Raw genomic sequence first — 25,521 nt, forward strand, 5'->3', positions numbered from 1 at the left:
ACGAGCGTACCGACCTCGCGTGCGCCGGTTCAGTACGCCGGGGGCTGCCGTCGACCGCTGCGTGCGGCGAACGCATCGAGCGCATCGACCATCTCGAGGTTGACCCAGATGCGGTTCCGCCGCTTCGAGTTCCCCGGCCGGAGGATGCCGAGCTCGACCAGCTGCGCGAACGCGTTGGCGATGACCGGAGCGCTCGCGCCCGTCTCCGTCGTGACGAGCCGGGCGTTCAGCACGGGGTGCTCGATGGAGAGTCGCGTGATCTTCCGGGCCGTGGCATCGGCGCGGAGTCCACGCATCCGGTCGTCCCAGGCGGTCTGGAGTGAACGGATCTCCCCGGCGAGCCGTTCGGCGTTCCCGAGTCCGGACAGCGCTGCCTGGGCGAACACGTCGACGACGGCGTCGACGTTCCCTCCGCGGTACGCGTCGAGCGCGCCGAAGTACCCGTCGAGGTCGGTCAGGATCCCGCTGCTGACCGGGATCGTCACGTGCCGGAGGAGACCCCCACGGCGGAGGATCGCCTGGACGAGAGCGCGCCCCGTCCGCCCGTTGCCGTCGGGGAACGGGTGGATGGTCTCGAACTGCGCGTGCGCGATGGCGGCCTGGACGAGGAGCGGAAGGTCCGTGCGCCGCACGAAGGTCACGAGGTCGTCCATGCCGTCGTGCACGCGCTCGTGGTGTGGGGGAACGAACGCCGCGAGGTGGGGGAGCCGTCCGCCGATCCAGACCTGCTCCTGGCGGTACCGTCCGACGAGTCCCGGCGTGACGTCGTCGAGAAGTTCGCGGTGCATCGCGATGATCGTGTCGTTGCCGATGTCGTCGGCCAGTGCGACGGCGGCCTGCATCGCTCGGACGTTCCGGACGATCTGCGGGGCGTTCCCGTTGACCCGTTCGTCGATCTCGGCTTCGGAGATCGCCCGCGCGCCCGCTGTCAGGTGTTCGATCTCCGAGCTCGAGGCCGACTCGGTGCGCAGGAGCACGCCGGCGAACGGTGCTGGGAAGTCCTCGTACTCGGCATCGAACCGCGTGATGGCCCGGGCCGCGTCGTCGGCATCCGCCAACGTCTGTGCAGACAAGTCGAACGTCATTGCCGTGATCGTCGACGGCAGGGATGCTCGGTAGGGGCGGGCACGGAGTTCTGCGTCTCGCCGTGTGAGGAGATCGGGATTGTCGAGTCGGGGGAGGACGCGGTCTTCCCACCCGACGCTCGTGAAGGGTCCTTCGCCCACGATCCGAACCTCCCTTCGCGCCTTGTTGAGGTTTACAGGTTAAACCTAAACAACAGGACGTGGAAGTCAGGGATGTGCGATCACGTGGTGCTGGTGAGGGACGCTTCGTCGAGGCCGACCGCGCGGGCGATCGTCGTGCGGACGAGCCCCTCGCGGGTGGGCCGGTCGAGGTAGTCGACGAGGGCGTACCCGTTCGTGGCGTCCACGAGCGCGAAGAGGAGCCGGCCGACGGCGTCCGGGTCGTCCACGCGCATGACACCATCCCGGACCCCCTCGACGACGATCCCGGTCGCCAGTCGCTGCCAGTCGTCCATGACGCCGCGGGCCGCCGCCGCGAGCACGGTGTTCGTCCGGCCGATGCTCCACGCGTCGGCCCAGAGCGCGGCGACGTCGTCGCGGTCCGGGTCGGCGATGCAGGACAGCAGCGCGCCGAGCCGGGCGCCAGGGCCGTGCACGTCGGCCACGATCGCGGCCACCTCGGCGACCTCGGCTGCGGCGATCGCGCGGAAGGTCTCGCCGACGAGGTCCTCCATCGCCGGGTGGTAGTGCGCGACGAGTGAGGGGGCGACCCCGATCGAGGCGGCGACACCGCGCAGGGTGACCGCGGCGAGTCCGTCGGCGCGGGCGACGGCGATCGCGGCGTCGGCGATCTGGGCCTCCCGCTCGGCGGGGCTCAGGCGCCGTCGGGTCGGTGTGGTCGGCACGCGACCAGCCTAGGCGGACGTCGTCGACCCGGCTCCGGGGCCGCCCTCGACCACGAAGGCCGCCCAGAGGTCCGCCCGGGTGGCGAACACGGACAGGTCCCGTTCGAGGAGTCGTCCGGCGTGCTCGATCCGGGCGCGGGCGGTGTGCCGGTGGACGCCGAGCTCCTGCGCGGTGCGGTCGTACTCGCAGTTCTGTTCCAGCCAGGTCCGCACGGTGCGGGTGAGCTCGGTACCCGCGGTGCGGTCGTGGTCGAGCAGGGGAGCGAGCACCGCGCGGGCGACGGCCCGGGCGTCCACGTCGACGTGGGCGAGGTGGGCGAGGACGCCGTCACGGGCGAGGTCGCCGAACTCCGTGATCCCGGGGCGTCCTTCACGACGCCGGTCGAGCGCCTGGACGGCCTCGGTCCGGGCTCGGCCGAAGTACGGGTACGAGGCACCGTCGGAGAGCCCGGCGTGCAGGTCGTAGCGGCTGACGAGCTCCTCGACGACCGCGGTGTCGTCGGCGCCCACGCAGAGGAACAGGGCGTCGTCCACCGCGAAGAACAGCCGGCCGGGACGGTCCTGCACCCAGAGCTCGAGCAGGTCGACCACCGTGTCGAGGTCCTGGTCGGCGACGTCGAGCGCCGCGATCCGGACGGGTTCCGCTGGGAGTGGCCCCCAGACCTCCCGCGACGTGGTGTCGACGACGGCCGGGTCCCCGACGGACAGCATCGTGAGCAGCCCGGTGCGGAGCAGGCCGCGGGCCCGCGCGAGCTCGCGGTTCTGCTGCAGGGCGAGACCGGCGAGGGCGATCACGGCGGTCACGACCTCCCGGCCGGCGCGGTCGAGTGCGCCGCCGTTCGCGATGGCCAGGACACCGCTGAGGTGTCCGCCGCTGCCGAGGGTCTGCAGCGTGAAGCCGGTGCGGTGCTCGGTCGTCACGGGCAGGCTGGCCCGCTGCCCGGCGCGGAGGAGTCGGAGCGACTCGGTCCGGAGCAGGTCCAGGTCGGACGCCGGGACACCGTCGTCGGGGTACCCGCGGTCGAGGCGACCGGACACGTCGAACAGCCCGACCCAGCCGTCCAGCTGCCGTGAGAGTTCCGCGATCGTGGCGCCGAGACCGTCCGGTCGCATCGCGGCGAGGGAGATGGCGCGCTGGGCGGCGAGGGCCCACGCGTTCCGGGCGTTGGCCTCGCGCGCGACGGCGTCCGCGTTGGCCTGCGCAACGGCGATGAACGAGGTCTCGTACGGCACCTCGAACAACGGCAACCCGGAGGCCTCGCACGCGGCCACGAGCTGCGCGGGGGTGCCGGCGCGGACGACCTCGGTGCCGAACCCGAGTGCGACGACCCCGCGCTGCCGCAGCCGTCGCACGTAGGCGGCGGCGAACGACTCCGTGACCTCGGCCTCGGTGCCGAACTGCTTCCCCGTGGTCAGGAGACCCTGCCCGTCGGCGAGGAACGGCGTGGGGTCGTCGAGGTCGGAGCTGTGCAGCCACGACAGGGGAGCGTCGAGCGCCTCAGCCTCGGGGCTGGTGAGCAGCCGCAGGTGGAGGTCGGCGCGGTGGAGCAGGGATCGCAGCGTCGCGGGCATGAGGGCACCCTATCCGCCGAGTCGATCGAGACCACCCCGGGTGTACACGGCGGACAGTGGGTCCGTGCGCTCGGCGCTCCTACCATCGGCGCATGACCTCCACCGCTGCACCCTCGATCAGCGCCGCCCCCGGTGGCCCCTCGCTGCCCCAGGAACGGCGGCTCGTCACCGAGGTGCCGGGTCCGCGCTCGCGGGAGCTCTTCGAGCGCAAGTCCGCGGCCGTCGCAGCCGGGGTCGGGGTCGCCGTGCCGATCGCCGTCGTCGCCGCGGGCGGTGGCGTGGTCGTCGACGCGGACGGCAACTCCCTCATCGACCTCGGTTCCGGCATCGCCGTGACGAGCGTCGGGAACGCGCACCCCGGCGTGGTCGCCGCCGTGCAGGAGCAGGTCGCCGCGTTCACCCACACCTGCTTCACCATCACTGCCTACGAGGGGTACGTCGAGGTCGCCGAAGCCCTCAACCGGCTGACCCCCGGCGACCACGAGAAGCGGACCGCCCTCTTCAACTCCGGTGCCGAGGCCGTCGAGAACGCCGTGAAGATCGCCCGGAAGCACACCGGACGGCAGGCCGTCGTCGTGTTCGACCACGCGTACCACGGCCGGACGAACCTCACGATGGCGCTCACCGCGAAGAACCAGCCCTACAAGAACGGCTTCGGTCCCTTCGCCCCCGAGGTCTACCGCGTGCCGATGTCGTACCCGTTCCGCGACGGACTCACCGGTGCCGAGGCCGCGAAGCGCGCGATCAGCCAGATCGAGAAGCAGGTCGGCGCGGAGAACACCGCCGCGGTGCTCGTCGAGCCGATCCAGGGCGAGGGCGGGTTCGTCGTCCCGGCACCCGGGTTCCTCACCGCCCTGTCGGACTGGACCACGGCGAACGACGTCGTGTTGATCGCCGACGAGGTGCAGACCGGCTTCGCCCGCACCGGTGCGATGTTCGCCAGCGAGCACGAGGGGCTCGTCCCCGACGTCGTGACGACCGCGAAGGGGATGGCCGGTGGCCTGCCGCTCTCGGCGGTGACCGGTCGCGCCGAGATCATGGACTCCGCCCACGTCGGCGGCCTGGGCGGCACGTACGGCGGCAACCCGGTCGCCTGCGCCGCAGCGCTCGCCGCCATCGACGCGTTCGAGCACGACGGGCTCGTCGAGCGTGCGGAGGCGATCGGCACGATCCTGCTGGACCGACTCCGCACGGCCCAGGCGTCGGACGCCCGCATCGGCGACGTCCGCGGCCGTGGAGCGATGGTCGCGATCGAGCTCGTCGACCCCGCGACCGGCGAGCCGGACCCGGGACTCACCGGCGCGGTGGTGCGGTACGCGTACGAACACGGCGTCATCGCACTGACCGCCGGCACGTACGGCAACGTCGTGCGCTTCCTGCCCCCGCTCGCGATCGACGATGCGCTGCTCGGCGAGGGCCTCGACGTCGTCCTGGAAGGACTGGCAGCAGCATGACCACCACCGCCCCCACGACGGCCTGGCCCGTCGTCCCCGACGCGACCGGACCAGCCGCCGAACAGGCCGTCCTCGACCGGGTCCCCACGGGCCTCCTGGTCGACGGCACCTGGCAACAGGCGGCCGACGGCGCGACGTTCCCCGTCGTCGACCCCTCCACCGGCGAGACGCTCCTGCGGATCGCCGACGCCACCCCGGACGACGGCCGACGGGCGCTCGACGCCGCGCACGCGGCGAAGGACGGCTGGGCGACCACGCCGCCGCGGCAGCGCGCCGAGGTCCTCCGTCGCGCGTTCGACCTGCTGCAGGAACGCCGCGAGGAGTTCGCGCTCCTGATGACGCTCGAGATGGGCAAGCCGCTCGCCGAAGCGCGTGGCGAGGTGACGTACGGCGGCGAGTTCCTCCGCTGGTTCTCCGAGGAAGCGGTCCGCATCGGCGGGTCGTACGGCACGAACCCCGAGGGCACCGGCCGGGCGATCGTCACGCACAAGCCCGTCGGTCCGGCGTTCCTCATCACGCCGTGGAACTTCCCCCTCGCGATGGCCACCCGCAAGATCGCACCGGCGCTCGCCGCCGGCTGCACCGTCGTCGTGAAGCCGGCCGAGCTCACGCCGCTCACCACGCTGCTCTTCGCCGACCTGCTGCTCGAAGCGGGGGTGCCGGTGGGTGTCGTGAACGTCGTGCCGACCACGCACGCGGGCGCGCTGTCGGAGCCGCTCCTCGCCGACCCGCGGCTGCGGAAGCTGTCCTTCACCGGGTCCACGCCGGTCGGCCGGACGCTCCTGACGCAGGCCGCGCAGACGGTGCTCCGGACGAGCATGGAGCTCGGCGGGAACGCCCCCTTCCTGGTGTTCGAGGACGCCGACCTCGACCTCGCCGTCGATGCCGCGCTCGCTGCGAAGTTCCGGAACACCGGGCAGGCGTGTACCGCCGCGAACCGGTTCCTCGTGCACGAGGACGTCGCAGAGGAGTTCGCCCGCCGGGTCACCGAGCGCGTCGAGGCGATGTCGGTCGGTCGCGGCACCGAGGACGGCGTCGCGATCGGCCCGCTCATCGACCAGCGTGCGGTGGACAAGGCGCACCGCCTGGTCACCGACGCCGTCGAGCGCGGAGCCGTCCTGCGCACCGGCGGCCACCCCGTCGACGGCCCGGGCACCTTCTACGCCCCGACCGTCCTGACCGACGTGCAGCCCGGCAGCGAGCTGCTCCGCGACGAGATCTTCGGGCCCGTGCTGGCGATCCGGACGTTCCGCACCGAGGACGAGGCGGTCACCGCGGCGAACGACACGGAGTACGGTCTCGTCGGTTACGCCTGCACGGAGGACACCGCTCGCGGACAGCGGCTCATGGAGCGGCTCGAGACGGGCATGCTGGGACTCAACACCGGCGTCGTGTCGAACGCCGCCGCCCCGTTCGGCGGGGTGAAGCAGTCCGGCCTCGGTCGGGAGGGCGGCGGCGAGGGCATCGCCGAGTACCTCGAGACCATGTACACACTGACGCCCGACCCGTTCGGGCGCACGAAGGGAACGCAGCGATGACCATCGAGAAGGACGTCGTCATCATCGGCGCCGGCGTGACCGGACTCACCGCCGCGAACCGGCTGGTCGCCGAGGGCAAGACCGTCGCCGTCCTCGAGGCCCGCGACCGCGTCGGCGGCCGCACGTGGACGAACGACATCGAGGGCGTCACGCTCGAGATCGGTGGCCAGTGGGTCTCACCGGACCAGACCGCGCTGCTCGAGACCCTCGACGACCTCGGCCTCGAGACGTACGACCGCTACCGCGAGGGCTCCAGCGTCTACGTCGACGAGCACGGCACCCGCACCGAGTACACCGGCGACATCTTCCCGCTGCCCGAGGCCACCGCCGCCGAGATCGAACGGCTCGTCGCCGTCGTCGACGAGTACGTGGCGACGGTCGACCCGTCCCGCCCGTGGGAGGCACCGGGTGCCGCGGCCCTCGACGAGACCTCCTTCCGCGCCTGGCTGCACACCCTCAGCGACGACCGGGTCGCGACGGACAACGTCGAGCTGTTCATCGCCGGCGCGATGCTCACGAAGCCCGCGCACGCCTTCTCGGCCCTGCAGGCGCTGCTCATGGCCGCGTCGGCCGGCAGCTTCACGAACCTCGTCGACGCGGACTTCATCCTCGACAAGCGCGTCGTCGGCGGCATGCAGCAGGTCTCCGAGCGGCTGGCGGAGCGCCTCGGCGACGACGTGCACCTTAACGCACCGGTGCGCACCCTGCGCTGGGACGACGACGGGGTGGTCGCCATCGCGGACGGTGGCATCGAGGTCCGGGCACGGCAGGCGCTCGTCGCGGTGCCGCCGCCCCTGTACTCGCGCATCTCGTACGAGCCGCCGCTTCCGCGACGCCAGCACCAGTTGCACCAGCACCTGTCGATGGGCTTCGTCATCAAGGTGCACGCGGTCTACGACCGGCCGTTCTGGCGCGGTGCCGGGCTGTCCGGCACGGCGTTCAGCCCCTACGAGCTCGTGCACGAGGCCTACGACAACACCTCACCCGGCTCGGAGCAGGGCACCCTCGTCGGGTTCGTCTCGGACGTGCACGCCGACGACGTCTTCGCGATGAGCGCCGAGGAGCGCAAGGCCCGCGTCCTCGCGTCGCTCGCGCACTACTACGGCGACGAGGCGCTCCGTCCGGTCGTCTACTACGAGAGCGATTGGGGTACCGAGGAGTGGACCCGGGGCGCGTACGCGGCGAGCTTCGACCTCGGCGGACTCGTCCGCTACGGGGCCGACCAGCGCGCGGCCGTCGGACCCATCCGGTTCGCGTCGAGCGACCTCGCCGGGCACGGGTACCAGCACGTGGACGGCGCGGTCCGGATGGGCCGCGAAGCGGCCGCCGAGATCCTCGCCTCGCTGCCGCAGCCGGCGGTGCGGTAGACCCACACCGAGACGGACTGGAGGCGCGGGGCGGGCTGGTCCCGCGCCTCCCGTCCGTTTCATGGTCGTCTGGACGGGCGTCACGCGGGTCGCGCGTAGCGTCCCGGCCATGAGCGACACGACCCCCACGGGGAGCAGCGAGCCGACCGACGCCGAGCGCAAGTACACCGAGGACCTGCCGGACGGGTCGCCGTCCGGCGACGCCACGGAGGACCCGGGCAAGGACAGTGACCACGACTCGGGCGGGGAGCCGGCCGACCCGCAGTAGCCTCCGTCGAGGGCGGGCTACTGCTCCGGCAGGTACTCGTGCCGGAAGCCCGGTACGACGGCAGCGATGTGGTCGTAGTCACGATCCGCGGTGAGCACGATCGCCTCGTTCGCGATCGCGTACGCCGCGATGAGCGAATCCACCGCACCCACTCCACGCACGTACCCGCCGTTCCAGAGCGCGCTCTGCAGCGCGAGGACGTCGGTCTCGCTCGGGTGCTCCTCTGCGGGGAAGAACACCTCCATGTCGAGGACGTACTCGGCGTGCTCCGCCGCATCTCGAGCGGAGAAGCAGTACTCGACCACCTGCGGAGGGCAGGTGAGGACGAGGTCCTGGGTCGACACGACACGGAGACGCTCCGCGATGGCCGGATGACGCCCGGCCTTCCACCACACGGAGTTGTCGATGATGTACGCGCTCACGCGTCGTCGGCAGGGACGTCCGGCGCTGCGTAGTGCGTGACGGAGGCTGCCGTCTGCTCGTCCGTGAACTCGCGGCCGATGATGCGCTCGACGGCAGCGGGCTGCTGGCGGACGGCGATGAGGGTCTGCAGTGCACGGTTCACGACGTCGCGGTTCGTGCGCGCGCCGGTGAGCTCCTTGGCGGTGTCGAGCACCGCCTGGTCGAGGTCGATCGTCGTGACGGTCATCATTCCCTCCGGACTCGTGGCGTGGATCGATACTATACACCCGACTATATAAAGCGTCAGGGTGTCGGAGGCGACCAGCGGATCGACGGGAGGCACGTTGCCAGCTGGCACCGTGCCTCCCGTCCGACGTGGAGACGACCCCAGAGCGTCCGTCAGCCGATGCGGATCAGCTTCTTGTTGACGAACTCGTCGGCCCCCAGGGGGCCGAGCTCGCGGCCGAAGCCACTCGCCTTGACCCCGCCGAACGGGAGCTCCGGGCTGTCCGCCCCGACGATGTTCACGTAGACCATGCCGGCCTCGATCCGGTCCGCGACCCGGAGCGCCTGCTCGGCATCGGTCGTGAACAGGTACGAGCCGAGGCCGTACGGGGTGTCGTTCGCGATCGTGATCGCGGCGTCCTCGTCCTCGACGCGGTAGACGGCGGCGACCGGACCGAAGAACTCCTCGCGGTAGGCGTCGTTGTCGGGCGTGACGCCGGTCAGGACCGTCGGCGTGAACGCGTTGCCCTGGCGCTCGCCGCCAGTGGCGACGGTCGCACCCTGGGCGCGGGCGTTCTCCAGCTGCTCGGCGAGGCGGTCGGCGGCGGCCGGAGAGGACAGCGGGCCGAGCTCAGCGCCGGGGGTCGTCGGATCGGTCGGCGCGACCGCGGCCATCGCCTCGGTGAACTTCGCCAGGAAGTCGTCGTACAGGTGGTCGGCGACGAGGAAGCGCTTCGCGGCGTTGCAGACCTGGCCGTTGCCCTCGAGGCGGGTGGCCACGGCGGACTCGACCACGGCGTCGAGGTCGTCGGTCGAGAGCAGGATGAACGGGTCCGAGCCGCCGAGCTCGAGCACGACCTTGGTCAGGTTCCGGCCGGCGATCTCGGCGACCGCGGCGCCGGCCCGGGCGGACCCGGTGAGTGAGACGCCCTGGACGCGCGGGTCGGCGATGACGTCGGCTGCCTGGTCGTTCGTCGCGAAGACGTTCGTGTAGGCACCCTCGGGGAAGCCGGCGTCGTGGAAGATCCGCTCGATCGCCAGGGCCGACTCGGGGCACTGCGGGGCGTGCTTCAGCAGGACGGTGTTGCCGAGGAGCAGGTTCGGGCCGGCGAACCGGGCGATCTGGTACGCGGGGAAGTTCCAGGGCATGATGCCGAGCAGCACGCCGATCGAGGACTTCCGGATGAACGCGGAGCCCTCGCTGCCCGGTGCGAGGGTGATGGGCTCGTCCGCCAGGAACTCCGACGCGTGGTCGGCGTAGTAGTCGTAGATGTCGGCGCAGAAGTCGACCTCGCCGACCGCCTGGTCGATCGGCTTCGCCATCTCGCGCACGATCGTCGTGGCGAGGTCGTCGCGACGCTCGCGGTACAGCTCGGCGACGCGGTGCAGGAGCGCCGCCCGGTCGGCGACGGTGCTGCGGTCGGCTCGGTGGGTCCGGTCGGCGGTGTCGATCGCCGCGCGGAGCTCGTCGTCGGTGATCGTGGGGAAGGTGGTGAGCACCTCGCCGGTCGTCGGGTCGGTGACGGCGTAGACGGTGGCGGTGTCGGTCATCGTGTCTCCTGTGCGTGCTGGTCGGTCAGCTGCTTGTTGACGCCCGTGACGGGCTGGTTCTCGTCGAAGCCCTTCGGCTGGATCCGGAACCCCTTCGTGATGACGAGCAGGTACACGAAGCCGATCGCGGCCCAGACCCCGCCGGCGATCAGCGCGTCGGCGTGCAGCTGAGACCAGAGAACACCGGTGAGCAGCATCGCGACGCCGGGCAGCACGATGTACGTGAAGCGGTCGCGGGCGGAGTGGCGTCGGCCCTCGCGCCAGGCGAAGTGCACGATCACCGTCAGGTTGACGAACGTGAACGCGATGAGGGCGCCGAAGTTGATGTACGACGAGATCGTGTCGAGCGAGAACGTCATCGCGAGCAGCGTGACCGCACCGACGACGATCACGTTGAGGATCGGGGTCCTGGTGCGCGGGCTGACGTAGCCGAAGACCTTCTTCGGCAGCACGTTGTTGCGACCCATCACGAGCAGCATGCGGGCGACGCTCGCGTGCGAGGCGAGTCCGGACGCCAGGGCAGCGACGAACCCGGCGGCGACGAGGATCGCCTGGAAGACCTTGCCGCCGACCAGCAGGCCGATCTGGGGGAGCGGGTCGTCGGTGAACTCGCCGAAGGGGGCGTTCGTCGGGAACCGGAGCTGCGCGAAGTACGCCGAGACCAGGAAGATCAGGCCGCCGATGAGGACGGTCAGCAGGATGGCCTTCGGCATGATCCGGACGCTCTTCGCCTCCTCCGTGTACATCGTGACGGCGTCGAAGCCGATGAACGAGAAGCACACGACGGTCGCACCGGTCAGCAGGGCCGACATCGTGACGCCGTCGTGCACGAACGGCTCCGCGCTGACGATCGTGCCCGCACCGGCGCCGCGGACGAGCTCGATCACGGCGAAGACCACGAACGCGATCATCGCGAGGATCGCCCCGATGAGCAGCACCATGTTGAGGTTCGAGGTACCCCGCATGGACAGGCAGATGACCGTCGTGACGAACAGCGTGTAGACCACCACCGTCACCCAGGCGGGCAATGCCGGGAACACCTGCTCGAGGTAGAGCCGGATGATGAGCGCGTTCACCATCGGCAGCAGCAGGTAGTCGAGGAGCGAGGCCCAGCCGACCATGAAGCCGGCGTTCGGGTGGATCGACTCCCGCACGTACGTGTACGCGGACCCGGCCGCCGGGTAGACGCGGACCATCTTCCCGTAGCTGACCGCGGTGAGCAGCATGATGACGAGGGCGATGAGGTAGGCGCTCGGGACGGCACCGTCGGTCTGGCCGGACACGATGCCGAACGTGTCGAACACCACGGTCGGGGTCATGTACCCGAGGCCGAGTCCGACGATGGCCCAGAGGCCCAGGCTCCGCTTCAGTGAGCCGCCGCGCGCCGGTGTCGCCGGGGCGGTGACCGCGATGGGTGATGCCATGTGCGTGGACTTCCCTGTCGTTCTCGGCCGGGCGACGGTGCCCGGTTCGGTTCGGAGCAACATACCGACGGTGCGTCGGACGGGGGACCTGCCGCGATGTACAGCACGTCGGTGATGCCTGTACACCGCGGCGAGTGCGCTACGCGGGCTGCTGCTGGGTGATGCAGTGCAGGCCGCCGCCGCGGGCGAACACCTCGCGTGCGTCGACCGTGCGGACCTCGCGGCCCGGGTAGACGTCGGCCAGGATGCCCCGAGCGCGGTCGTCGGCCGCCGGCTCGCCGAAGCCGCACGCGATGACGGCACCGTTCACGACGACGTGGTTGACGTAGTTCCAGTCCACCGGCCCGCCGTCGTCGGTCAGCGTCGCCGGCGCGGGGAGCTCGACGATCGTCGCGTCGGTGGCGTCCTCGATCGCCCGCCGGATGATCGGCATCACGAGGTGGTCGGGGTGGCCCGCGTCCGGCTGGGCGTGCAGCAGGATCGTGTCGGTCCGCGCGCCCGCGAACGTGGCGACCATGTCGACGTGCCCGCGGGTGCCGAGTCCGTCGTAGTCGCGCGTCAGCCCCCGGGGGAGCCAGATCACCTCGCTGGCCCCGATCGTGCGCGCGAGCTCCTGTTCGACCCGTGCCGGGTCGGCGTACGGGTTCCGCCGGGGATCGAGCTGGACCGTCTCGGTGACGAGGACGGTGCCCCGGCCGTCGACGTGGATCGCCCCGCCTTCGTTGACCAGGAGTGAGGGGACCCGTTGCACACCGGCCGCCTCGGCGACGACCGCCGCGATCGCTGCGTCGCGTGTCCACGTCGCCCACGCGTTCGCACCCCAGCCGTTGAAGACCCAGTCGACCGCGGCGCGCGCGCCGGTCTCGTCGTCGACGACGAACGTCGGGCCGATGTCGCGCATCCAGAAGTCGTCGAGGGGTGCTTCGAGCACGTCGACGGCTCCGGCCAGCAGGCGGTCGGCGTCGGCGCGAGCGACCGGGTCGACCACGACGGTCACGGGTTGGTACTCGCTGACGGTGTTCGCGGTGGTCGCCCAGGCCCTGCGGGCCGCCTCGGCGCTCGCCGGGTCGTCGCCGAGGGTGGCTCCCGGGCGGGGGAACGCCATCCAGGTGCGTTCCTGCGGAGCCGTCTCCGCCGGCATCCGCCAGGTCACGAGTGCACCGCCCTGGAGGCACGGATCGCCTCGCGCGCGCCGTACCCGTCGCGCGCGGGGTCGATCTCCTGCACCAGGCCGTCGTACAGGTCGGGTCGCCGGGTCAGGTAGAAGGGGAAGAGCCGGAGCCACTCGACGCGGGCGTCGAGGTCGAGGTCCGCCACGAGCACGACGTCGGCGTCGCGCGGCGCCTCGACGAGCACCCGGCCGAACGGGTCCGAGATGAACGACGAGCCGTAGAAGGTGATGTCCCCCTCGTCGCCCCAGCGGTTCGGGACGACCATGAACTGGCCGGCGGTGATCCCGTTCGCGACGATGACCTGACGCCAGATCGGAGCGGTGTCGAAGTCAGGGAAGGACGGTTCGGAGCCGATCGCGGTCGGGTACGCGAGGACCTCGGACCCGGCGATGCCGTACGACCGCGCGACCTCCGGGAACCACTCGTCCCAGCACGTCGGCAGGCCGAGGCGGAAGCCCGCGGCGTCGTACACGGGGAAGGGATCGGCGTCGGTGCCCGGGCGGAAGTAGGTGTCCTCGTAGTAGCCGGCGCTGATCGGGATGTGCGTCTTGCGCGTCCGGCCGACGAGGGAGCCGTCCGGCGCGACGAGGACCGCGGTGTTGTAGCCGCGCGGGTCCTCCGGCTGGTCGTCCTCGTCGGGCCGCTCGTACAGCGAGGCGTGCACGAACACCCCGTGGCGCCGAGCCTGTTCCCGCGCGAACGTGATCGTCGGGCCGTCCGTGAGGGATTCCGCGTGCTCCTTCGGGACGCCGCTCGCGGGGGTGTCGCCCGGGTACCGGGACAGTGTGAGTTCCGGCAGGAAGACGGCGGTGGCGCCGTTCGCGGCCGCGGTGGCGATGCCGTCGGCGAGGAGTCGGCGGTGTGCGGCGGGGTCGTCGACCCAGTGGGCCTGCACGAGGGCGACCCGGGCGGATCGTCGGGGAGTGCCCGTGTCCTCGTGGAGGGGCGAGCGGAGCGGGGAGCCGGTGATGACGTCCATGACGCCATTGTTGATCACATGATCAACGCACACAAGACCCAGTCGACGCCCGCTCCCTGCCTAGGATCGGAGCATGGGCCGGACGCGGGAGGTGACCGCACGCGGGACGTGGCGGCGTGCTCCCGGGCGTGAGGGAGCGCTCGTCGCGCGGTCGGCGATCCACGCCGAGTCCCAGGTGCTCGAGACGCCGGTCGAGTGGGAGCTGCACGAGCACGCCCTGCACGAACTGGTCTGGGTCCGTGGCGGCGCCCTGACCGCGCGGGTCGGCGAACGGTTGTTCACGGTTCCCGCCGGGTACGGCCTCTGGCTGCCCGCCGGGGTCCGCCACGGGGGTCGGCTCACCGCAGGGGTCGAGCTGTCGAGCGCGTTCTTCGCGCCGGACCGCTCCGTCACGGCGTTCCCCGAGGCGGTCGAGGTCACGATGTCCCCGGTGCTCGACTCCCTCCTGGTGCACCTCGCGCGCCCCGACCTCGAGCCAGCCGCTCGATCGCGTGCCGAAGGCGTGGTGTTCGACGTCCTCGAGCCGGCGGGGGAGCAGCTCGCGATCACGGTGCCGGATGATCCGCGCATCGCCCCGATCGTGCGCGCGATCATCGACGACCCGGCGGACGATCGGGGGCTGGAGGAGTGGGCTGCCGTGGTCGGAGCCAGCGAGCGAACCGTGACGCGGGTGTTCCGCGACACGACCGGACTCGCCTTCGCCCGGTGGCGATCGACCGTGCGTGCACACCGCGCGATGTCGCTGCTGGCCGAGGGGTGGGAGGTGCAGGACGTCTCCGACGTGCTCGCGTACGCCCAGACGAGCACCTTCATCGCCGCGTTCCGTCGGGTGACGGGCCGGACACCGGGGAGTTTCCGGACGCGGTCCTGATCGACCGGTATGTCCGATCCGCCGTACCGGAGGTCCGGAAGGCGGCATTGTCGACACGCTGATCCAGGCTCTACTGTGCGTAAGGCAAGGCTGCCCTTACCCACGTGGCTGGCCCCGAACCCCTCCCCACCATGCACCCAGTCCCCACGCGCGCCTCGGACGCGGCGCCGCCCGCGCTGCGCGGCGACCACCTGTCCCTCCGGTACGGCAGACACCCGGTGGTCCACGACGTCTCGGTCCGGCTCGTCCCCGGACGCGTCACCGCGCTCGTCGGACCGAACGGCAGCGGGAAGTCGACACTCCTCCGCTCCCTCGCACGCCTGCACCCGATCGACGACGGCAGGCTGACCCTCGGGGCCTCGGAACGATCGGCGACGCTCCTCAGCGCGAAGGACTTCGCCCGTGAGGTCACGCTCTTCGCCCAGTCCCGCCCGGCACCGCAGGGTCTGACCGTCCGGGAGATCGTCGCGTTCGGGCGGCACCCCTACCGCCGGGCGTTCGCCGGTACCTCTGCGGAGGACCGTCAGGCCGTCGAGCGGGCGATGTCGGCCACGGGCGTGGCCCCGATGGCGAGCCGTCCCGTCGGGGAGCTGTCGGGCGGCGAGATGCAGCGCGTCTGGCTGGCGACCTGTCTCGCGCAGGACACCCGGGTGGTCCTGCTGGACGAACCGACGAACCACCTCGACCTGCGCTACCAGGTCGAGACCCTCGACATCGTGCGAGACCTCGTCGAACAGCACGACGCGGCCGTGGGGATCGTCCTCCACGACCTCGACCACGCGGCCCGCGTGGCGGACGAGGTCCTCCTGCTCTCCGACGGTCGCATCCACGCGTCCGGCGCCGCGGTCGACGTCCTGACCGCCCCGAACATCACCGCGGTCTACGACATCGACGTCGCGGTCGCGGTCGACCCCGACGGCGGCCACATCCGCATCGACCCGATCGGCCGCCACGCGGCCCGGACCAGCGCGGACCCCACCCGCATCGCCCCTTCCCGAGAGGACCCCTCATGACCCGATCCCGCCGACTCCCCACCGCGGCGGCACTCGCCGCCGCAGCCGCCCTCGTGCTCACCGGCTGCGGCACGACCTCGGTCTCCGCCACCGATGCCGACGCACCAGCGGCGCCGACCTCCGCCGGGTGCAAGGCGGACGCCACGAAGACCGCGACCGGGCCTGTCACGATCACGGACGGCGTCGGTCGGACGGTGGAGCTCGACGCGCCGGCGAAGCGCGTGGTCGTGCTGGAGTGGCAGCAGATCGAGGACACTCTGACCCTGTGCGTCACGCCCACCGCGGTCGCCGACCCCGAGGGCTACGGCACGTGGGTGAAGGCGGAGAAGCTCCCGGCGAGCGTGCAGAGCGCCGGGACGCGTGAGGAGCCCGACCTCGACGCCATCGCTGCGACGAAGCCCGACCTCGTCATCGTCGAGGCCTTCAAGAAGGACGACGAGAAGATCACGAAGCTCGAGAAGCGCGGAATCCCGGTGCTCGCGACGCTCGGTGCCGACACCTCGGACCCGATCGGCAACATGAAGAAGGTGTTCACCACGATCGCGAAGGCGACCGGCCGGACGGACCGAGCCGACGAGGTGCTCGACCAGTTCGACGACCACCTGGCCTCGGCGAAGGCCGCGGTGCAGGACGCGGACCTGCCCACGAAGGAGTTCCTGTTCTTCGACGGCTGGATCGAGGGCGGCAACGTGGTGATCCGGCCCTACGGCAAGGGCGCACTGTTCACCGCACTCGGCGAGGAACTCGGCCTGCGGTCCGCCTGGACCGATGAGATCGACAAGGCCTACGGCAACGGTGGCGTCGACCCGGCGTACGGCCTCGGACAGACCGACATCGAGGGCCTCACGGCGGTCGGTTCCGCGAACCTCTTCTACGCGAACGACGAAGAAGCAGGCAGCTACGTCACCGAGCTCGACAAGAGTTCCATCTGGACGTCCCTGCCGGCCGTCGAGGACGGTCGCGCGCACGCCTTCCCGGCCGGTACCTGGGGTGCCGGTGGGCCGCTCTCCAACGAGCAGGCAATCGACGCCTACGTCGACGCGATCACGGCGGGTTGAGCACGACCCGGCCGGCCGAGTCCGCGCGGCCGACAGCACCGCCCCGACTCGGACTCCGAGGGGGCTCCAGTGGGGCGGCCGTCATCGTGCTCCTGGCGATCGCGCTCGTCCTCGTCGGGATGTGGCACGTCACCCAGGGCACGTCGGGCGTCGGCTTCGCGGACCTCGTGCGGTACGTCGCCGGCGCCCGGGAGCAGGTCGGGGGTGTCCCGGTCGGTGACGTCCTCACGGGGTCCCGGCTGCCACGCTTGCTCGCCGGCGCGGTCGTCGGGATCGCACTGGGGGTCGCCGGCGCACTCCTCCAGTCCGTGACCCGGAACGCCCTCGCGTCCCCGGACACGCTCGCCGTCACCGCGGGGTCCTACTTCGCGGTGACGGCGGTGGCGGCGTTCGGCCTCGCCGTCCCGATCTGGGCGTCCGGTGCCGTCGCGTTCGTCGGTGGGCTGCTGTCCGCCGCCCTCGTCCTCGCGATCGCCGGTCGGTCGGCGTCGACCGCAACGACCCGACTCGTCCTGGCCGGGTCCGCGATGGCCATGGCCCTCGACGCGGCGAGTGCGGTCCTGCTGATCCTCTTCAAGGAGAACACCACCGGGTTGTTCGCCTGGGGCAGCGGATCCCTCGCGCAGCTCAACCTCGACGCGTCGCTCCGGGCGGTACCGCTCATCGTCGCCGTGGTCGCCGGGGTCCTGCTGCTCTCGCGTCGCCTCGACCTCCTCGCCCTCGGGGACGACACCGCATCGACACTGGGCGTACCGATCCGCTCGACGCGGCTGCTCGCGGTGGTCGGGGCGGTCGTCCTCACCAGCACCGCAGTGACGGTCGCCGGCCCGATCGGATTCGTCGGCCTGGCAGCGCCGGTGCTCGTCCGGCTGCTCGCCGCCCGGGTCCCGTCGCTCAACCGGCACGTCCTGCTCGTGCCGGTCTCCGGCCTGGTCGGGGCGCTGCTCATCCTGGTCGCGGACGCCGTCCTTCGGGCCGTCCTCGGCGCGGAGGGTGCCGCGTCCGTCCCGACGGGCGTCCCGACCGCGCTGCTCGGTGCCGTCGTGATCATCGTGTTGGCGATGCGCCTGCGGGACAGTGGGGCCGCGCGGACCCCACCACAGGGACGCCTCCGTGCCCAGACCAGCAGGCGGTTCGTGGTCGTGGCCGTCACCAGCCTGGTCGTCCTCGTCGGGGTGACCCTCCTCGGGCTCCTGGCAGGCAGTCTCTGGTTGCAGCTCGGCGACGTCGCCCTGTGGTTCCGGGGCACCGCTCCTGACCTCATCGCCCAGGCGCTCGACGGTCGGGCACCTCGGGTCGCCGCCGCCGTGGTTGCCGGCGCCGGCCTCGGGCTCGCCGGCACCGTCGTGCAGGGCACCGTGCGGAACCCACTCGCCGAGCCGGGCATCCTCGGTATCAGCGCCGGCGCGGGGTTCGGCGCGGTCATCGTGGTGACGACCCTGGGCGGCGGCCGAGCGCTGCTCGTCACCGCCGCGGTCGCCGCCGGGCTCGCGACCTTCGCCGCCATCGCAGTGCTCGCACGTCGGGGTGGACTGCTGCCCGACCGGTTCGTGCTGATCGGCATCGGGTTCGGCTACGGGCTGAGTGCGCTCACGACCTTCCTCCTGCTCCGCGCGGACCCGTGGAACACCCCGCGCATCCTCACCTGGCTGTCCGGGACGACGTACGGCCGCGAGTTCCCCGACGTGGCACCGATCGCGCTCGCCGTCGTCCTGGCGGTACCCGTGCTCTTCGGCATGCGGAACCGCCTCGACCTCCTGGCGATCGACGAGGACACCCCGCGGATCCTCGGGGTGGGGGTGGAGCGGACACGGCTCGTCCTGCTCGGTACCGCGGCGGTACTCGCGGCGCTCAGCGTGGTGGCCGTCGGCGTCGTCGGCTTCGTCGGCCTCGTCGCGCCGCACCTGGCCCGGTCCGTCGTCGGCCCGCGGCACGGCCGCCTGATCCCGGTGTCCATGCTCTTCGGTGCGGTGCTCGTGAGTCTCGCGGACACGCTCGGGCGGACGATCATCGCACCGGCGCAGGTCCCGGCGGGACTGGTGGTCGCGCTCATCGGTGCCCCGTACTTCGTCTGGCTGATGCGGACGTCCCGGCCGTAGCCGGACCAGGATCGAGTGATGAGCGATCCCGTCGTCACCCCGCTCGGCTTCTCGCACGTGCGGCTGACCGTCACCGACATCCACCGGAGCAAGGCGTTCTACGAACAGCTGTTCGGGATGCCGCCGGGCAGCGACTTCAGCGACCAGATCGACGACCCGACCGTCCACGACGATCCGTGGCGGACGTACGGCGGGTGCTCGTTCACCTTCGGCGGCCAGACCCTCGGTCTCCGTCCGGTCGCCCCTGCCGGTGACCGGTTCGACCCGGACCGCGTCGGCCTGGACCACGTGTCGTTCCGGGTCGCCTCGGTCGACGACCTGCACCGGGCCGTCACGCGGCTCGACGCGGCGGGCATCGTGCACGGGGAGATCACCGACCTGCCGCCGTTCGGGCTGGTCATCCTGTCCGTGCAGGACCCGGACGACGTCAACCTGGAGTTCGCCGCGCCCCGGCCGTGACTGTCCGGTCGGCGCGCGCGTCCCCCGGCCGTCGAGGTGACGCCAGCGGACCAGGCGTTGGCTGACACGGTCAGACAACAGGAGGACACATGAGCAAGACCTGGTTCATCACCGGCGCGTCGAGGGGCTTCGGCCGCGAGTGGACGGAAGCCGCCCTCGAGCGCGGAGACTCCGTCGCCGGCACGGCGCGCAACCCCGACGACGTGCAGGCGCTCGTCGACCAGTACCCGGACACGTTCCTCGCCGTGCAGCTCGACGTGACCGACCGTGCGGCCGACGTCGCCGCGGTCCAGCGTGCCGCCGAGCACTTCGGGTCCCTCGACGTCGTCGTGAACAACGCCGGCTACGGCCACTTCGGCATGGTCGAGGAACTCACCGAGGACGAGGTCCGCGCGCAGCTCGAGACCAACCTCTTCGGCGCACTCTGGGTCACCCAGGCAGCCCTGCCGATCATGCGCGAGCAGGGATCCGGGCACATCGTCCAGGTGTCGAGCATCGGCGGGATCAGCGCGTTCCCGACGGTCGGTGCCTACCACGCGTCGAAGTGGGCGCTCGAGGGACTCTCGCAGTCCCTCGCGCAGGAGGTCGCCGGGTTCGGCATCCACGTCACGCTCGTCGAGCCCGGCGGGTTCTCGACCGACTGGTCCGGTCCGTCCTCGAAGCACAGCGACGAGATCGCGGCCTACGCCGACGTGCGTGAGGCTGCCTCGAAGCGTCCCTCCGCCGCCGATCCGGGCAAGCCGGAGGCGACCCGCTCGGCGATCCTCAAGGTCGTCGACGCCGCGGAGCCGCCCCTGCGCGTCTTCTTCGGCAAGGCCCCGCTGGGGATCGCCGAGCGGGACTACGAGTCACGGCTCGCGACCTGGCGCGAGTGGCAGCCGGTCTCCGAGGAGGCCCACGGCTCCTGACGACGCGATCACCGAGAGCAGCCGCAGCCGTTCGGCACTCTCGCTCCCCGGCTCGGCCGTGTACACGAGCAGCGCTTGCGAGCTGTCCGGGTCCTGCAGCACCTGGCACTGCAGCGTGAGCAGCCCGACCTCCGGGTGGCGGTAGTGCTTCACGTCGCGCGGGCGGATGCCGACCTCGTGGCGTGCCCAGACCTCGCGGAACTCCGCACTCGAGGCGAGGAGCCGCTCGGCCAGGTGCGCGGCACGTGAGCCGGGCCCGCGGCGCGCGATGACGGTGCGGAGGCCCGAGGCGTACATCCGGGAGAGGAAGGGGTGGTCCTCGACCGGGTGGACGCCCCGGGACCCCGGATCGGCGAACCACCGGTACCCGATGCTCCGGTCGTCGCCACGACGACCACTCGCGTCACCCGTGAGCTCGGCGGCGAGGGCCGTCTGCTGCAGCGTCTCGCCGAGTTCGGTGACGATCTCGGCCGGGCTGTCGGCGAGCCGGTCGAAGATGCGCATCGTGCCCGGACTGACGTGGTCGCCACCGGACGCCGCCGTCGGGGGCTCGTGTCCGGCGAGGCGGAAGAGGTGGTCGCGCTCGGCGATCGTGAGGCGCAGACCCTGTGCGATCGAGGCGAGCATCTGGTCGGACGGCTGCGGGCCGCGCTCCCGCTCGAGCCGTGCGTAGTAGTCGACGGACATGTTGCTCAGCATCGCCGCCTCTTCGCGTCGCAGCCCGCTCGTGCGACGGCGCTGGCCACGGGGCAGCCCGACGTCCTCGGGTCGCAGTGCCGTCCGACGGCTGCGGAGGAAGTCCGCGAGGGACGCTCGGTCGATCATGCGCCCATCTTCTCCCCGGTCGGAGACCGGAGCCACGGATCGTCGGGCCGTGGTTGCGCTCGCGAGTCGCGAGGACGATCCTCTCGGGTGCCGGATCCGGCACCGACCACGACGGAAGAGGCGGACCATGGCACGGAACGAACGACTGGAGATCCCGGACCTCGGCGGCCGCAGGGTCCTGGTGACCGGAGCGAGCGACGGCATCGGTCTCGAGATCGCCGCGCGCTTCGCGGGGGCCGGTGCCGAGGTCGTCGTGCCGGTCCGGAACCGCGACAAGGGGGCCGCTGCCGTCGCCCGGATCACTCAGCAGCACCCGGGCGCGTCCGTCGTCCTCGAAGACCTCGACCTGTCCTCGTTGGAGTCCGTCGCGACGCTCGGGGACCGGTTGCGGTCCGAGGGCACCCCGATCGACGTGTTCGTCGGGAACGCCGGCGTGATGAACCCACCCGAGCGGCAGACCACGCGGGACGGCTTCGAGCTGCAGTTCGGCACGAACCACCTCGGGCACGTCGCACTCGTCGTCGGCGTGCTGCCGCTGCTGCGTGCTGCGAGCGGGCGGGTCGTGATGCAGACGAGCGTGGCGGCGCGGCGGGCCTCGATCCGGTGGGACGACCTGCAGTCCGAGCGGGAGTACGACGTCGCGCGGGCGTACGCGCAGTCGAAGCTCGCGTGCGCGCTCTTCGCGCTCGAACTCGGGCGCCGGAGCCGAGCCGGCGGGTGGGGGATCACGAGTGTGGTCAGTCACCCGGGCGTCGCTCCCACGAGCCTGCTCGCCGCACGGCCGGAGATCGGGCGTGCGGGCGACACCGTGGCCGTCCGGCTGATCCGGTGGCTGTCGGCGCGCGGGCTCCTCGTCGGGACACCGGTCTCGGCGGCGGAGCCGGCCCTCCTCGCCGCGACCGACCCCGACCTCGACGGCGGGTTCGTCGGCCCGACCGGGCCCGGTCAGCTCGGCGGCCCGGCCGGACGCCGGGAGCCCTGGGCACCGATGCTCCGGGACGAGGACGCCGCGCGGCTCTGGGAGGTCTCAGAAGGGCTGGTCAGCTGATGATGTTGACCGCGCGCGAGATGACCAGGGCCAGCAGGATGAACCCGCCGATCGACTGGTAGGCCATGATCATCTTCGCCCGGACGGTCATCGGCATCGTGTCGGTCGGGCTGAACGCCATCATGTTCGTCAGCGCCACGTACAGGTAGTCGAGGTACACCGGACGCCAGGCGGCGGTCGCCGGGTCGGTCTCCTGCGGGAACTGGAAGTCCGCTTCGTCGCGAGTGAAGAGGTCCGGCCGGCGACGTGCCACCGGTCCACCGCGGTCGAGCTCCCAGTACACGAGCCCGAACGCGATGATGCTGCTCACCCAGACCTGCAGCGCCGTCAGCAGGACCGCACCGCCGTCGGGGTGCCCGTGCAGGAGCTGGTCGATCGTCCGGACGACGGTGAGCTGGTTCGCGACCGTCAGCAGGATCGCCAGGGCGACCGAGAGCCAGCGGGACCACGTCGTCTCGCGGGTCAGACGGCGCGGGTTGAACACGACGAGCGGGACGAGCAGCAGCACGCCGATCGCGGGGACGACCCACGACGGGAAGAACAGCACCTCGCTCGGCAGGAACAGGCTGAGCCCGAGGTTCACCAGCACCGCGACGGCGACCGGTGCGCGGTGTTCGTGCTGGGGACGGGCTCGCCGGGTGCTCACGCGCCGAGTGTAGAGCGCCTCAGCCGGGCAGCTCGCCGACCAGCGACTCCGCGGCCACGTCGTGCCCGAGCACCCGACCGGCGGCCCGGAGACCGGACAGCAGCGCGCCGTGCACGGTCGCCGGGTCGTCCCCCCACGTGGCCTCGCCCGCGAGCTGCACGCGGCCGAACGGCGTGCCGAGCAGGTCGTGGTCGTCCGGTGCGGCTCCGACGTGCAGGTACGAGTACGACCCCTTCGCGAACGGGTCGGCCGCCCACCGGGTGATCCGCACGGCCTCGGGCTCGGGGACGACCGGGCCGAACGCGTGACGCAGGGCGGCGAGGGCCTCGGCGACGATCTCCTCGTCGGGGAGCGTCTCGAGTCGTCGGGCCCCGGCACCGCCGACGAGCGCCGCGAGCACGGGCGAACCGGTCACCCGGGACATGTCGTACCAGGAGTGCCAGTCGACGCCGGCGGGACCCTGCTGACGGACCACCCAGTCGCCGCCCCAGAACGCCTCGGGGAACCGGAGGAACACCTTGTCGTAGACGCCCATCCCGAGGCGGTCCCGAGCACCGGCGACCGGCTCGGACAACGGGGGGTCGAAGGTCACGTCACCGGCCTGCAGGACCCCGAGCGGGACGGTGACGATCGCGTCCGCGGCCGAGACGGTCGACCCGTCCGCCAGTCCCACCGTCACGCCGGAGTCCGTCGACGACACCGACCGCACGACCGAGGACAGGCGGACGTCGAGCCCGGAGGCGAGGGCCGCGGCGTACTGCCCGTACCCGCCGGGGAAGACGACCTCGTCCCCGGCGACGTGTTCTTCCTCGAGCCCGTGCGCGTCGAGGTCGGTGACGGGGGCGCCGCACAGGTCCTCGGAGCGGTGCGCCGCGTACTCCTGCACCCGGTCGGCCCGGGCACCGGACCAGCCGAGGGCCGACACGACGGACGCGACGACCTCGGCGTACGAGCTGCCGGGAGCAGCGTCGGCGACGGCGTCCTCGAGGGCGGCGTCGACCGTGTGCAGGTCGGCCGCGAAGGACGCCGCCGCAGCGCCGGACAGCGGTTCGCCCGACGGGTCGTGCCAGGCGATCGGTCGTCCGTCGAACTGGAAGCTGCCGACGGTGAACTCGACGGTCTCGATCCCGAACGACGACGCCAGCGACCACAGCGGGTTGCCCTCGATGCCGTGGATCCAGGACGCGCCGAGGTCGACCGGCACGCCCAGCTCGGTGTCCGTCCAGGTGCGCCCGCCGATGCGGTCGCGGGCTTCGAGCACGATGACGGACCGACCGGCGCGTGCCAGTGCCCTGGCAGCGGCGAGACCGGAGACCCCGGCCCCCACGACGACGGTCTCGGTGTCCATCAGTGTCCTCCGGTCAGTGGTGCCATCAGGCGCGCGGCCAGGCTCGGGCGTCCGGTCAGTGCTTCCTCGCGGTCGGCCAGGTCGGTCGCCACGAGTCCGGCGTTCGCCCCGAGGAACCGGAGCGGCTCCGGCTCCCAGTCCGGCGACCGGTGGTTCACCCAGGGCAGTGCCGTCAGCGGTGACGACCGCCCACGGACGAGGTCGGCGAGGGTCCGCCCGGCCAGGTTCGTCGTCGACAGCCCGTCACCCACGTACCCGCCGGCGGTCCCGACGTGTCCGTCCCACGTGACGGAGGCGCACCAGTCGCGCGGGACGCCGAGCGGGCCGCCCCAGGTGTGCGTGACCGGGGCGTCGGCCACCGCGGGGAACAGGTCGACGAGCGCCGAGCGCAGGTGCGCGAAGACCCGCGGCACACGGTCGTACCCGGGCGTGATCGAGGACCCCCAGTGGTAGCGGGCACCCCGGCCGCCGAACGCGAGCCGGTCGTCCGCCGTCCGCTGTCCGTAGACGAGCAGGTGTCTGTAGTCCGAGAAGGTCTGCCCGTGCTCCAGGCCGATGCGGTCCCACACCGCGGCCGGCAACGGCGCGGTCGCGATCATGAGCGAGTACAGCGGCAGGATCCGCCGCCTCGTCTGCGCGAGCTGCGCACCGTAGCCCTCGACCGCGACCACCACGGCACCGGCCGAGACGGTCCCGCGCGAGGTGACCACGCGCCCTGGAGCCCACGACACGGCGGGCGTGTGCTCCGCGATCCGGACGCCCCGTGCCTCCAGGGCGGCCGCCAGGCCACGCACCAGCGCTGCGGGCTGGACGCGCGCGCAGTCCGGGGTCCACGCGACGCCGGCCGAGCCGGCCGCGTCGCCGGGGCGACCGTCGCGGTACGTCATCTCGTCGCCCCACTCGGCGGACGAGTCGACCTCGTGGCGGGCTGCGCGCTCCTGCACGGCGGAACGCGCGTAGAGGACGGTGCCGCCCTTGACGTAGTCGCAGTCGACCTCGGCTTCGGACGCGGCACGTCCGACCTCGTCGACGGTGTCACGCATCGCGGCGCGCAGGGCGAGGGCCGCGTCGCGGCCGTGCTCCTCGGCGATCGAGGCGGCGGAACGGGGGAACAGGGCTGAGCACCAGCCGCCGTTGCGTCCGGAGGCGCCGAACCCCGCGATCTCGCGTTCCACGACGACGATCTGGAGGCGCGGGTCGGCCTGGTGCAGGTACCAGGCGGTCCAGAGACCCGTCAGTCCACCCCCGACGATGCAGACGTCCGCCGTGGTGTCGCCGTCGAGCGGCGGCCGGGGCGTCAGGTCGTCGCGTCCGGATGACACGAGCGCATCGAGCCAGAACGAGACGCCCCGGTAGCCGCCCAC

The 25,521-nt window shown here is 72.0% G+C and carries 24 protein-coding genes; 11 read left to right on the plus strand and 13 right to left on the minus strand.

The genetic code is table 11. The annotated features are described in order from the left end of the window. Positions 1 to 29: 29 nt before the first annotated feature. The 3 genes from FS532_RS11160 to FS532_RS11170 form a co-directional block, all read right to left on the minus strand. Positions 30 to 1,085 (minus strand): Fic family protein, encoded by a 1,056-nt coding sequence (locus FS532_RS11160; protein WP_144753944.1) that lies wholly within the window; start codon positions 1,083 to 1,085, stop codon positions 30 to 32. A gap of 221 nt (positions 1,086 to 1,306) precedes the next feature. Next, positions 1,307 to 1,930, minus strand: coding sequence for a TetR family transcriptional regulator (locus FS532_RS11165; RefSeq protein WP_144753947.1), 624 nt, complete (start codon positions 1,928 to 1,930; stop codon positions 1,307 to 1,309). A gap of 9 nt (positions 1,931 to 1,939) precedes the next feature. Further along, positions 1,940 to 3,502, minus strand: a complete 1,563-nt coding sequence (locus tag FS532_RS11170; protein ID WP_144753950.1) for a PucR family transcriptional regulator — start codon at positions 3,500 to 3,502, stop codon at positions 1,940 to 1,942. Between the two features lie 92 nt (positions 3,503 to 3,594). Between FS532_RS11170 and gabT the strand changes: the two genes are divergently transcribed. The 4 genes from gabT to FS532_RS18695 all read left to right on the plus strand — a co-directional run bounded on the left by gabT (position 3,595) and on the right by FS532_RS18695 (position 8,129). Then, complete coding sequence (gene gabT, locus FS532_RS11175; RefSeq protein WP_144753952.1) at positions 3,595 to 4,956, plus strand: 4-aminobutyrate--2-oxoglutarate transaminase; 1,362 nt, start codon at positions 3,595 to 3,597, stop codon at positions 4,954 to 4,956. Next, positions 4,953 to 6,494, plus strand: a complete 1,542-nt coding sequence (locus FS532_RS11180) for an NAD-dependent succinate-semialdehyde dehydrogenase (RefSeq protein WP_144753955.1) — start codon at positions 4,953 to 4,955, stop codon at positions 6,492 to 6,494. The genes gabT and FS532_RS11180 overlap by 4 nt, the downstream gene beginning before the upstream one ends. Beyond that, positions 6,491 to 7,861, plus strand: a complete 1,371-nt coding sequence (locus FS532_RS11185; RefSeq protein WP_144753958.1) for a flavin monoamine oxidase family protein — start codon at positions 6,491 to 6,493, stop codon at positions 7,859 to 7,861. Before FS532_RS11180 ends, FS532_RS11185 begins: the two co-directional genes overlap by 4 nt. 109 nt (positions 7,862 to 7,970) lie before the next feature. Then, a complete protein-coding gene (locus tag FS532_RS18695; protein ID WP_186321992.1) occupies positions 7,971 to 8,129 on the plus strand; it encodes a hypothetical protein in 159 nt (52 codons plus the stop codon). Positions 8,130 to 8,146: 17 nt separating this feature from the next. Here the strand turns inward: FS532_RS18695 and FS532_RS11190 are convergent, their stop codons facing one another. The 6 genes from FS532_RS11190 to FS532_RS11215 all read right to left on the minus strand — a co-directional run bounded on the left by FS532_RS11190 (position 8,147) and on the right by FS532_RS11215 (position 13,882). After that, positions 8,147 to 8,551, minus strand: a complete 405-nt coding sequence (locus tag FS532_RS11190; protein WP_144753961.1) for a DUF5615 family PIN-like protein — start codon at positions 8,549 to 8,551, stop codon at positions 8,147 to 8,149. Further along, positions 8,548 to 8,889 carry a type II toxin-antitoxin system VapB family antitoxin gene (locus FS532_RS11195; RefSeq protein WP_186321993.1) on the minus strand — a complete coding sequence of 114 codons (342 nt, stop codon included), beginning with the start codon at positions 8,887 to 8,889 and terminating at the stop codon, positions 8,548 to 8,550. Before FS532_RS11195 ends, FS532_RS11190 begins: the two co-directional genes overlap by 4 nt. A gap of 41 nt (positions 8,890 to 8,930) precedes the next feature. Then, positions 8,931 to 10,307 carry an NAD-dependent succinate-semialdehyde dehydrogenase gene (locus tag FS532_RS11200; protein ID WP_144753968.1) on the minus strand — a complete coding sequence of 459 codons (1,377 nt, stop codon included), beginning with the start codon at positions 10,305 to 10,307 and terminating at the stop codon, positions 8,931 to 8,933. Beyond that, a complete protein-coding gene (locus FS532_RS11205) occupies positions 10,304 to 11,731 on the minus strand; it encodes an APC family permease (protein ID WP_144753971.1) in 1,428 nt (475 codons plus the stop codon). The genes FS532_RS11200 and FS532_RS11205 overlap by 4 nt, the downstream gene beginning before the upstream one ends. Positions 11,732 to 11,870: 139 nt before the next feature. Beyond that, positions 11,871 to 12,884: an agmatine deiminase family protein gene (locus FS532_RS11210; protein ID WP_144753975.1), complete on the minus strand. Its 1,014-nt coding sequence runs from the start codon at positions 12,882 to 12,884 to the stop codon at positions 11,871 to 11,873. Further along, positions 12,881 to 13,882 (minus strand): nitrilase-related carbon-nitrogen hydrolase, encoded by a 1,002-nt coding sequence (locus tag FS532_RS11215; RefSeq protein ID WP_144753978.1) that lies wholly within the window; start codon positions 13,880 to 13,882, stop codon positions 12,881 to 12,883. Before FS532_RS11215 ends, FS532_RS11210 begins: the two co-directional genes overlap by 4 nt. Before the next feature lie 73 nt (positions 13,883 to 13,955). Here FS532_RS11215 and FS532_RS11220 point away from each other — a divergent pair, with 73 nt between their 5' ends. The 6 genes from FS532_RS11220 (at position 13,956) to FS532_RS11245 (ending at position 20,290) form a co-directional block, all read left to right on the plus strand. Next, positions 13,956 to 14,753, plus strand: a complete 798-nt coding sequence (locus FS532_RS11220) for a helix-turn-helix domain-containing protein (protein ID WP_144753981.1) — start codon at positions 13,956 to 13,958, stop codon at positions 14,751 to 14,753. Positions 14,754 to 14,884: 131 nt separating this feature from the next. After that, positions 14,885 to 15,766 carry an ABC transporter ATP-binding protein gene (locus FS532_RS11225; protein ID WP_144753984.1) on the plus strand — a complete coding sequence of 294 codons (882 nt, stop codon included), beginning with the start codon at positions 14,885 to 14,887 and terminating at the stop codon, positions 15,764 to 15,766. Beyond that, on the plus strand, positions 15,763 to 16,824 hold the full coding sequence (locus tag FS532_RS11230; protein ID WP_144753987.1) for an iron-siderophore ABC transporter substrate-binding protein: 1,062 nt from the start codon (positions 15,763 to 15,765) through the stop codon (positions 16,822 to 16,824). Before FS532_RS11225 ends, FS532_RS11230 begins: the two co-directional genes overlap by 4 nt. Next, a complete protein-coding gene (locus FS532_RS11235; RefSeq protein WP_144753990.1) occupies positions 16,821 to 18,923 on the plus strand; it encodes an iron ABC transporter permease in 2,103 nt (700 codons plus the stop codon). Before FS532_RS11230 ends, FS532_RS11235 begins: the two co-directional genes overlap by 4 nt. A gap of 18 nt (positions 18,924 to 18,941) precedes the next feature. Then, entirely contained in the window at positions 18,942 to 19,382 is a 441-nt protein-coding gene (locus FS532_RS11240; RefSeq protein WP_144753993.1) for a VOC family protein, read from the plus strand. A gap of 89 nt (positions 19,383 to 19,471) precedes the next feature. Beyond that, complete coding sequence (locus FS532_RS11245; RefSeq protein ID WP_144753996.1) at positions 19,472 to 20,290, plus strand: SDR family oxidoreductase; 819 nt, start codon at positions 19,472 to 19,474, stop codon at positions 20,288 to 20,290. On the opposite strand, the gene FS532_RS11250 is transcribed toward FS532_RS11245, so the two are convergent. After that, positions 20,231 to 21,115: a helix-turn-helix transcriptional regulator gene (locus FS532_RS11250; protein ID WP_144753998.1), complete on the minus strand. Its 885-nt coding sequence runs from the start codon at positions 21,113 to 21,115 to the stop codon at positions 20,231 to 20,233. The genes FS532_RS11245 and FS532_RS11250 overlap by 60 nt on opposite strands. A 127-nt stretch (positions 21,116 to 21,242) precedes the next feature. On the opposite strand from FS532_RS11250, the gene FS532_RS11255 reads away from it, so the two are divergent. After that, on the plus strand, positions 21,243 to 22,163 hold the full coding sequence (locus tag FS532_RS11255; RefSeq protein ID WP_144754001.1) for an SDR family oxidoreductase: 921 nt from the start codon (positions 21,243 to 21,245) through the stop codon (positions 22,161 to 22,163). On the opposite strand, the gene FS532_RS11260 is transcribed toward FS532_RS11255, so the two are convergent. Genes FS532_RS11260 through FS532_RS11270 form a run of 3 tightly spaced genes read right to left on the minus strand, consistent with a single transcriptional unit; the run spans position 22,156 to position 25,521 of the window. Beyond that, complete coding sequence (locus FS532_RS11260) at positions 22,156 to 22,809, minus strand: DUF1345 domain-containing protein (RefSeq protein WP_260852649.1); 654 nt, start codon at positions 22,807 to 22,809, stop codon at positions 22,156 to 22,158. The genes FS532_RS11255 and FS532_RS11260 overlap by 8 nt on opposite strands. A gap of 19 nt (positions 22,810 to 22,828) precedes the next feature. Continuing rightward, the gene (locus FS532_RS11265) at positions 22,829 to 24,157 is read right to left on the minus strand and encodes a flavin monoamine oxidase family protein (RefSeq protein WP_144754004.1); all 1,329 of its coding nucleotides are present in this window, start codon (positions 24,155 to 24,157) and stop codon (positions 22,829 to 22,831) included. Further along, positions 24,157 to 25,521, minus strand: coding sequence for an NAD(P)/FAD-dependent oxidoreductase (locus FS532_RS11270; RefSeq protein ID WP_144754006.1), 1,365 nt, complete (start codon positions 25,519 to 25,521; stop codon positions 24,157 to 24,159). The genes FS532_RS11265 and FS532_RS11270 overlap by 1 nt, the downstream gene beginning before the upstream one ends.

This window comes from Curtobacterium pusillum, assembly GCF_007673235.1.
GTDB classification, from domain to species: Bacteria; Actinomycetota; Actinomycetes; order Actinomycetales; family Microbacteriaceae; genus Curtobacterium; species Curtobacterium pusillum_C.

Bases quoted from the DNA above. Each gene is read 5' to 3' on its own strand.
- FS532_RS11160 (WP_144753944.1), bottom strand. From the start codon at position 1,085: ATGACGTTCGACTTGTCTGCACAGACGTTGGCGGATGCCGACGACGCG.
- FS532_RS11170 (WP_144753950.1), bottom strand. From the start codon at position 3,502: ATGCCCGCGACGCTGCGATCCCTGCTCCACCGCGCCGACCTCCACCTG.
- gabT (WP_144753952.1), top strand. From the start codon at position 3,595: ATGACCTCCACCGCTGCACCCTCGATCAGCGCCGCCCCCGGTGGCCCC.
- FS532_RS11180 (WP_144753955.1), top strand. From the start codon at position 4,953: ATGACCACCACCGCCCCCACGACGGCCTGGCCCGTCGTCCCCGACGCG.
- FS532_RS11185 (WP_144753958.1), top strand. From the start codon at position 6,491: ATGACCATCGAGAAGGACGTCGTCATCATCGGCGCCGGCGTGACCGGA.
- FS532_RS18695 (WP_186321992.1), top strand. From the start codon at position 7,971: ATGAGCGACACGACCCCCACGGGGAGCAGCGAGCCGACCGACGCCGAG.
- FS532_RS11200 (WP_144753968.1), bottom strand. From the start codon at position 10,307: ATGACCGACACCGCCACCGTCTACGCCGTCACCGACCCGACGACCGGC.
- FS532_RS11205 (WP_144753971.1), bottom strand. From the start codon at position 11,731: ATGGCATCACCCATCGCGGTCACCGCCCCGGCGACACCGGCGCGCGGC.
- FS532_RS11215 (WP_144753978.1), bottom strand. From the start codon at position 13,882: ATGGACGTCATCACCGGCTCCCCGCTCCGCTCGCCCCTCCACGAGGAC.
- FS532_RS11220 (WP_144753981.1), top strand. From the start codon at position 13,956: ATGGGCCGGACGCGGGAGGTGACCGCACGCGGGACGTGGCGGCGTGCT.
- FS532_RS11225 (WP_144753984.1), top strand. From the start codon at position 14,885: ATGCACCCAGTCCCCACGCGCGCCTCGGACGCGGCGCCGCCCGCGCTG.
- FS532_RS11230 (WP_144753987.1), top strand. From the start codon at position 15,763: ATGACCCGATCCCGCCGACTCCCCACCGCGGCGGCACTCGCCGCCGCA.
- FS532_RS11240 (WP_144753993.1), top strand. From the start codon at position 18,942: ATGAGCGATCCCGTCGTCACCCCGCTCGGCTTCTCGCACGTGCGGCTG.
- FS532_RS11245 (WP_144753996.1), top strand. From the start codon at position 19,472: ATGAGCAAGACCTGGTTCATCACCGGCGCGTCGAGGGGCTTCGGCCGC.
- FS532_RS11250 (WP_144753998.1), bottom strand. From the start codon at position 21,115: ATGATCGACCGAGCGTCCCTCGCGGACTTCCTCCGCAGCCGTCGGACG.
- FS532_RS11255 (WP_144754001.1), top strand. From the start codon at position 21,243: ATGGCACGGAACGAACGACTGGAGATCCCGGACCTCGGCGGCCGCAGG.
- FS532_RS11265 (WP_144754004.1), bottom strand. From the start codon at position 24,157: ATGGACACCGAGACCGTCGTCGTGGGGGCCGGGGTCTCCGGTCTCGCC.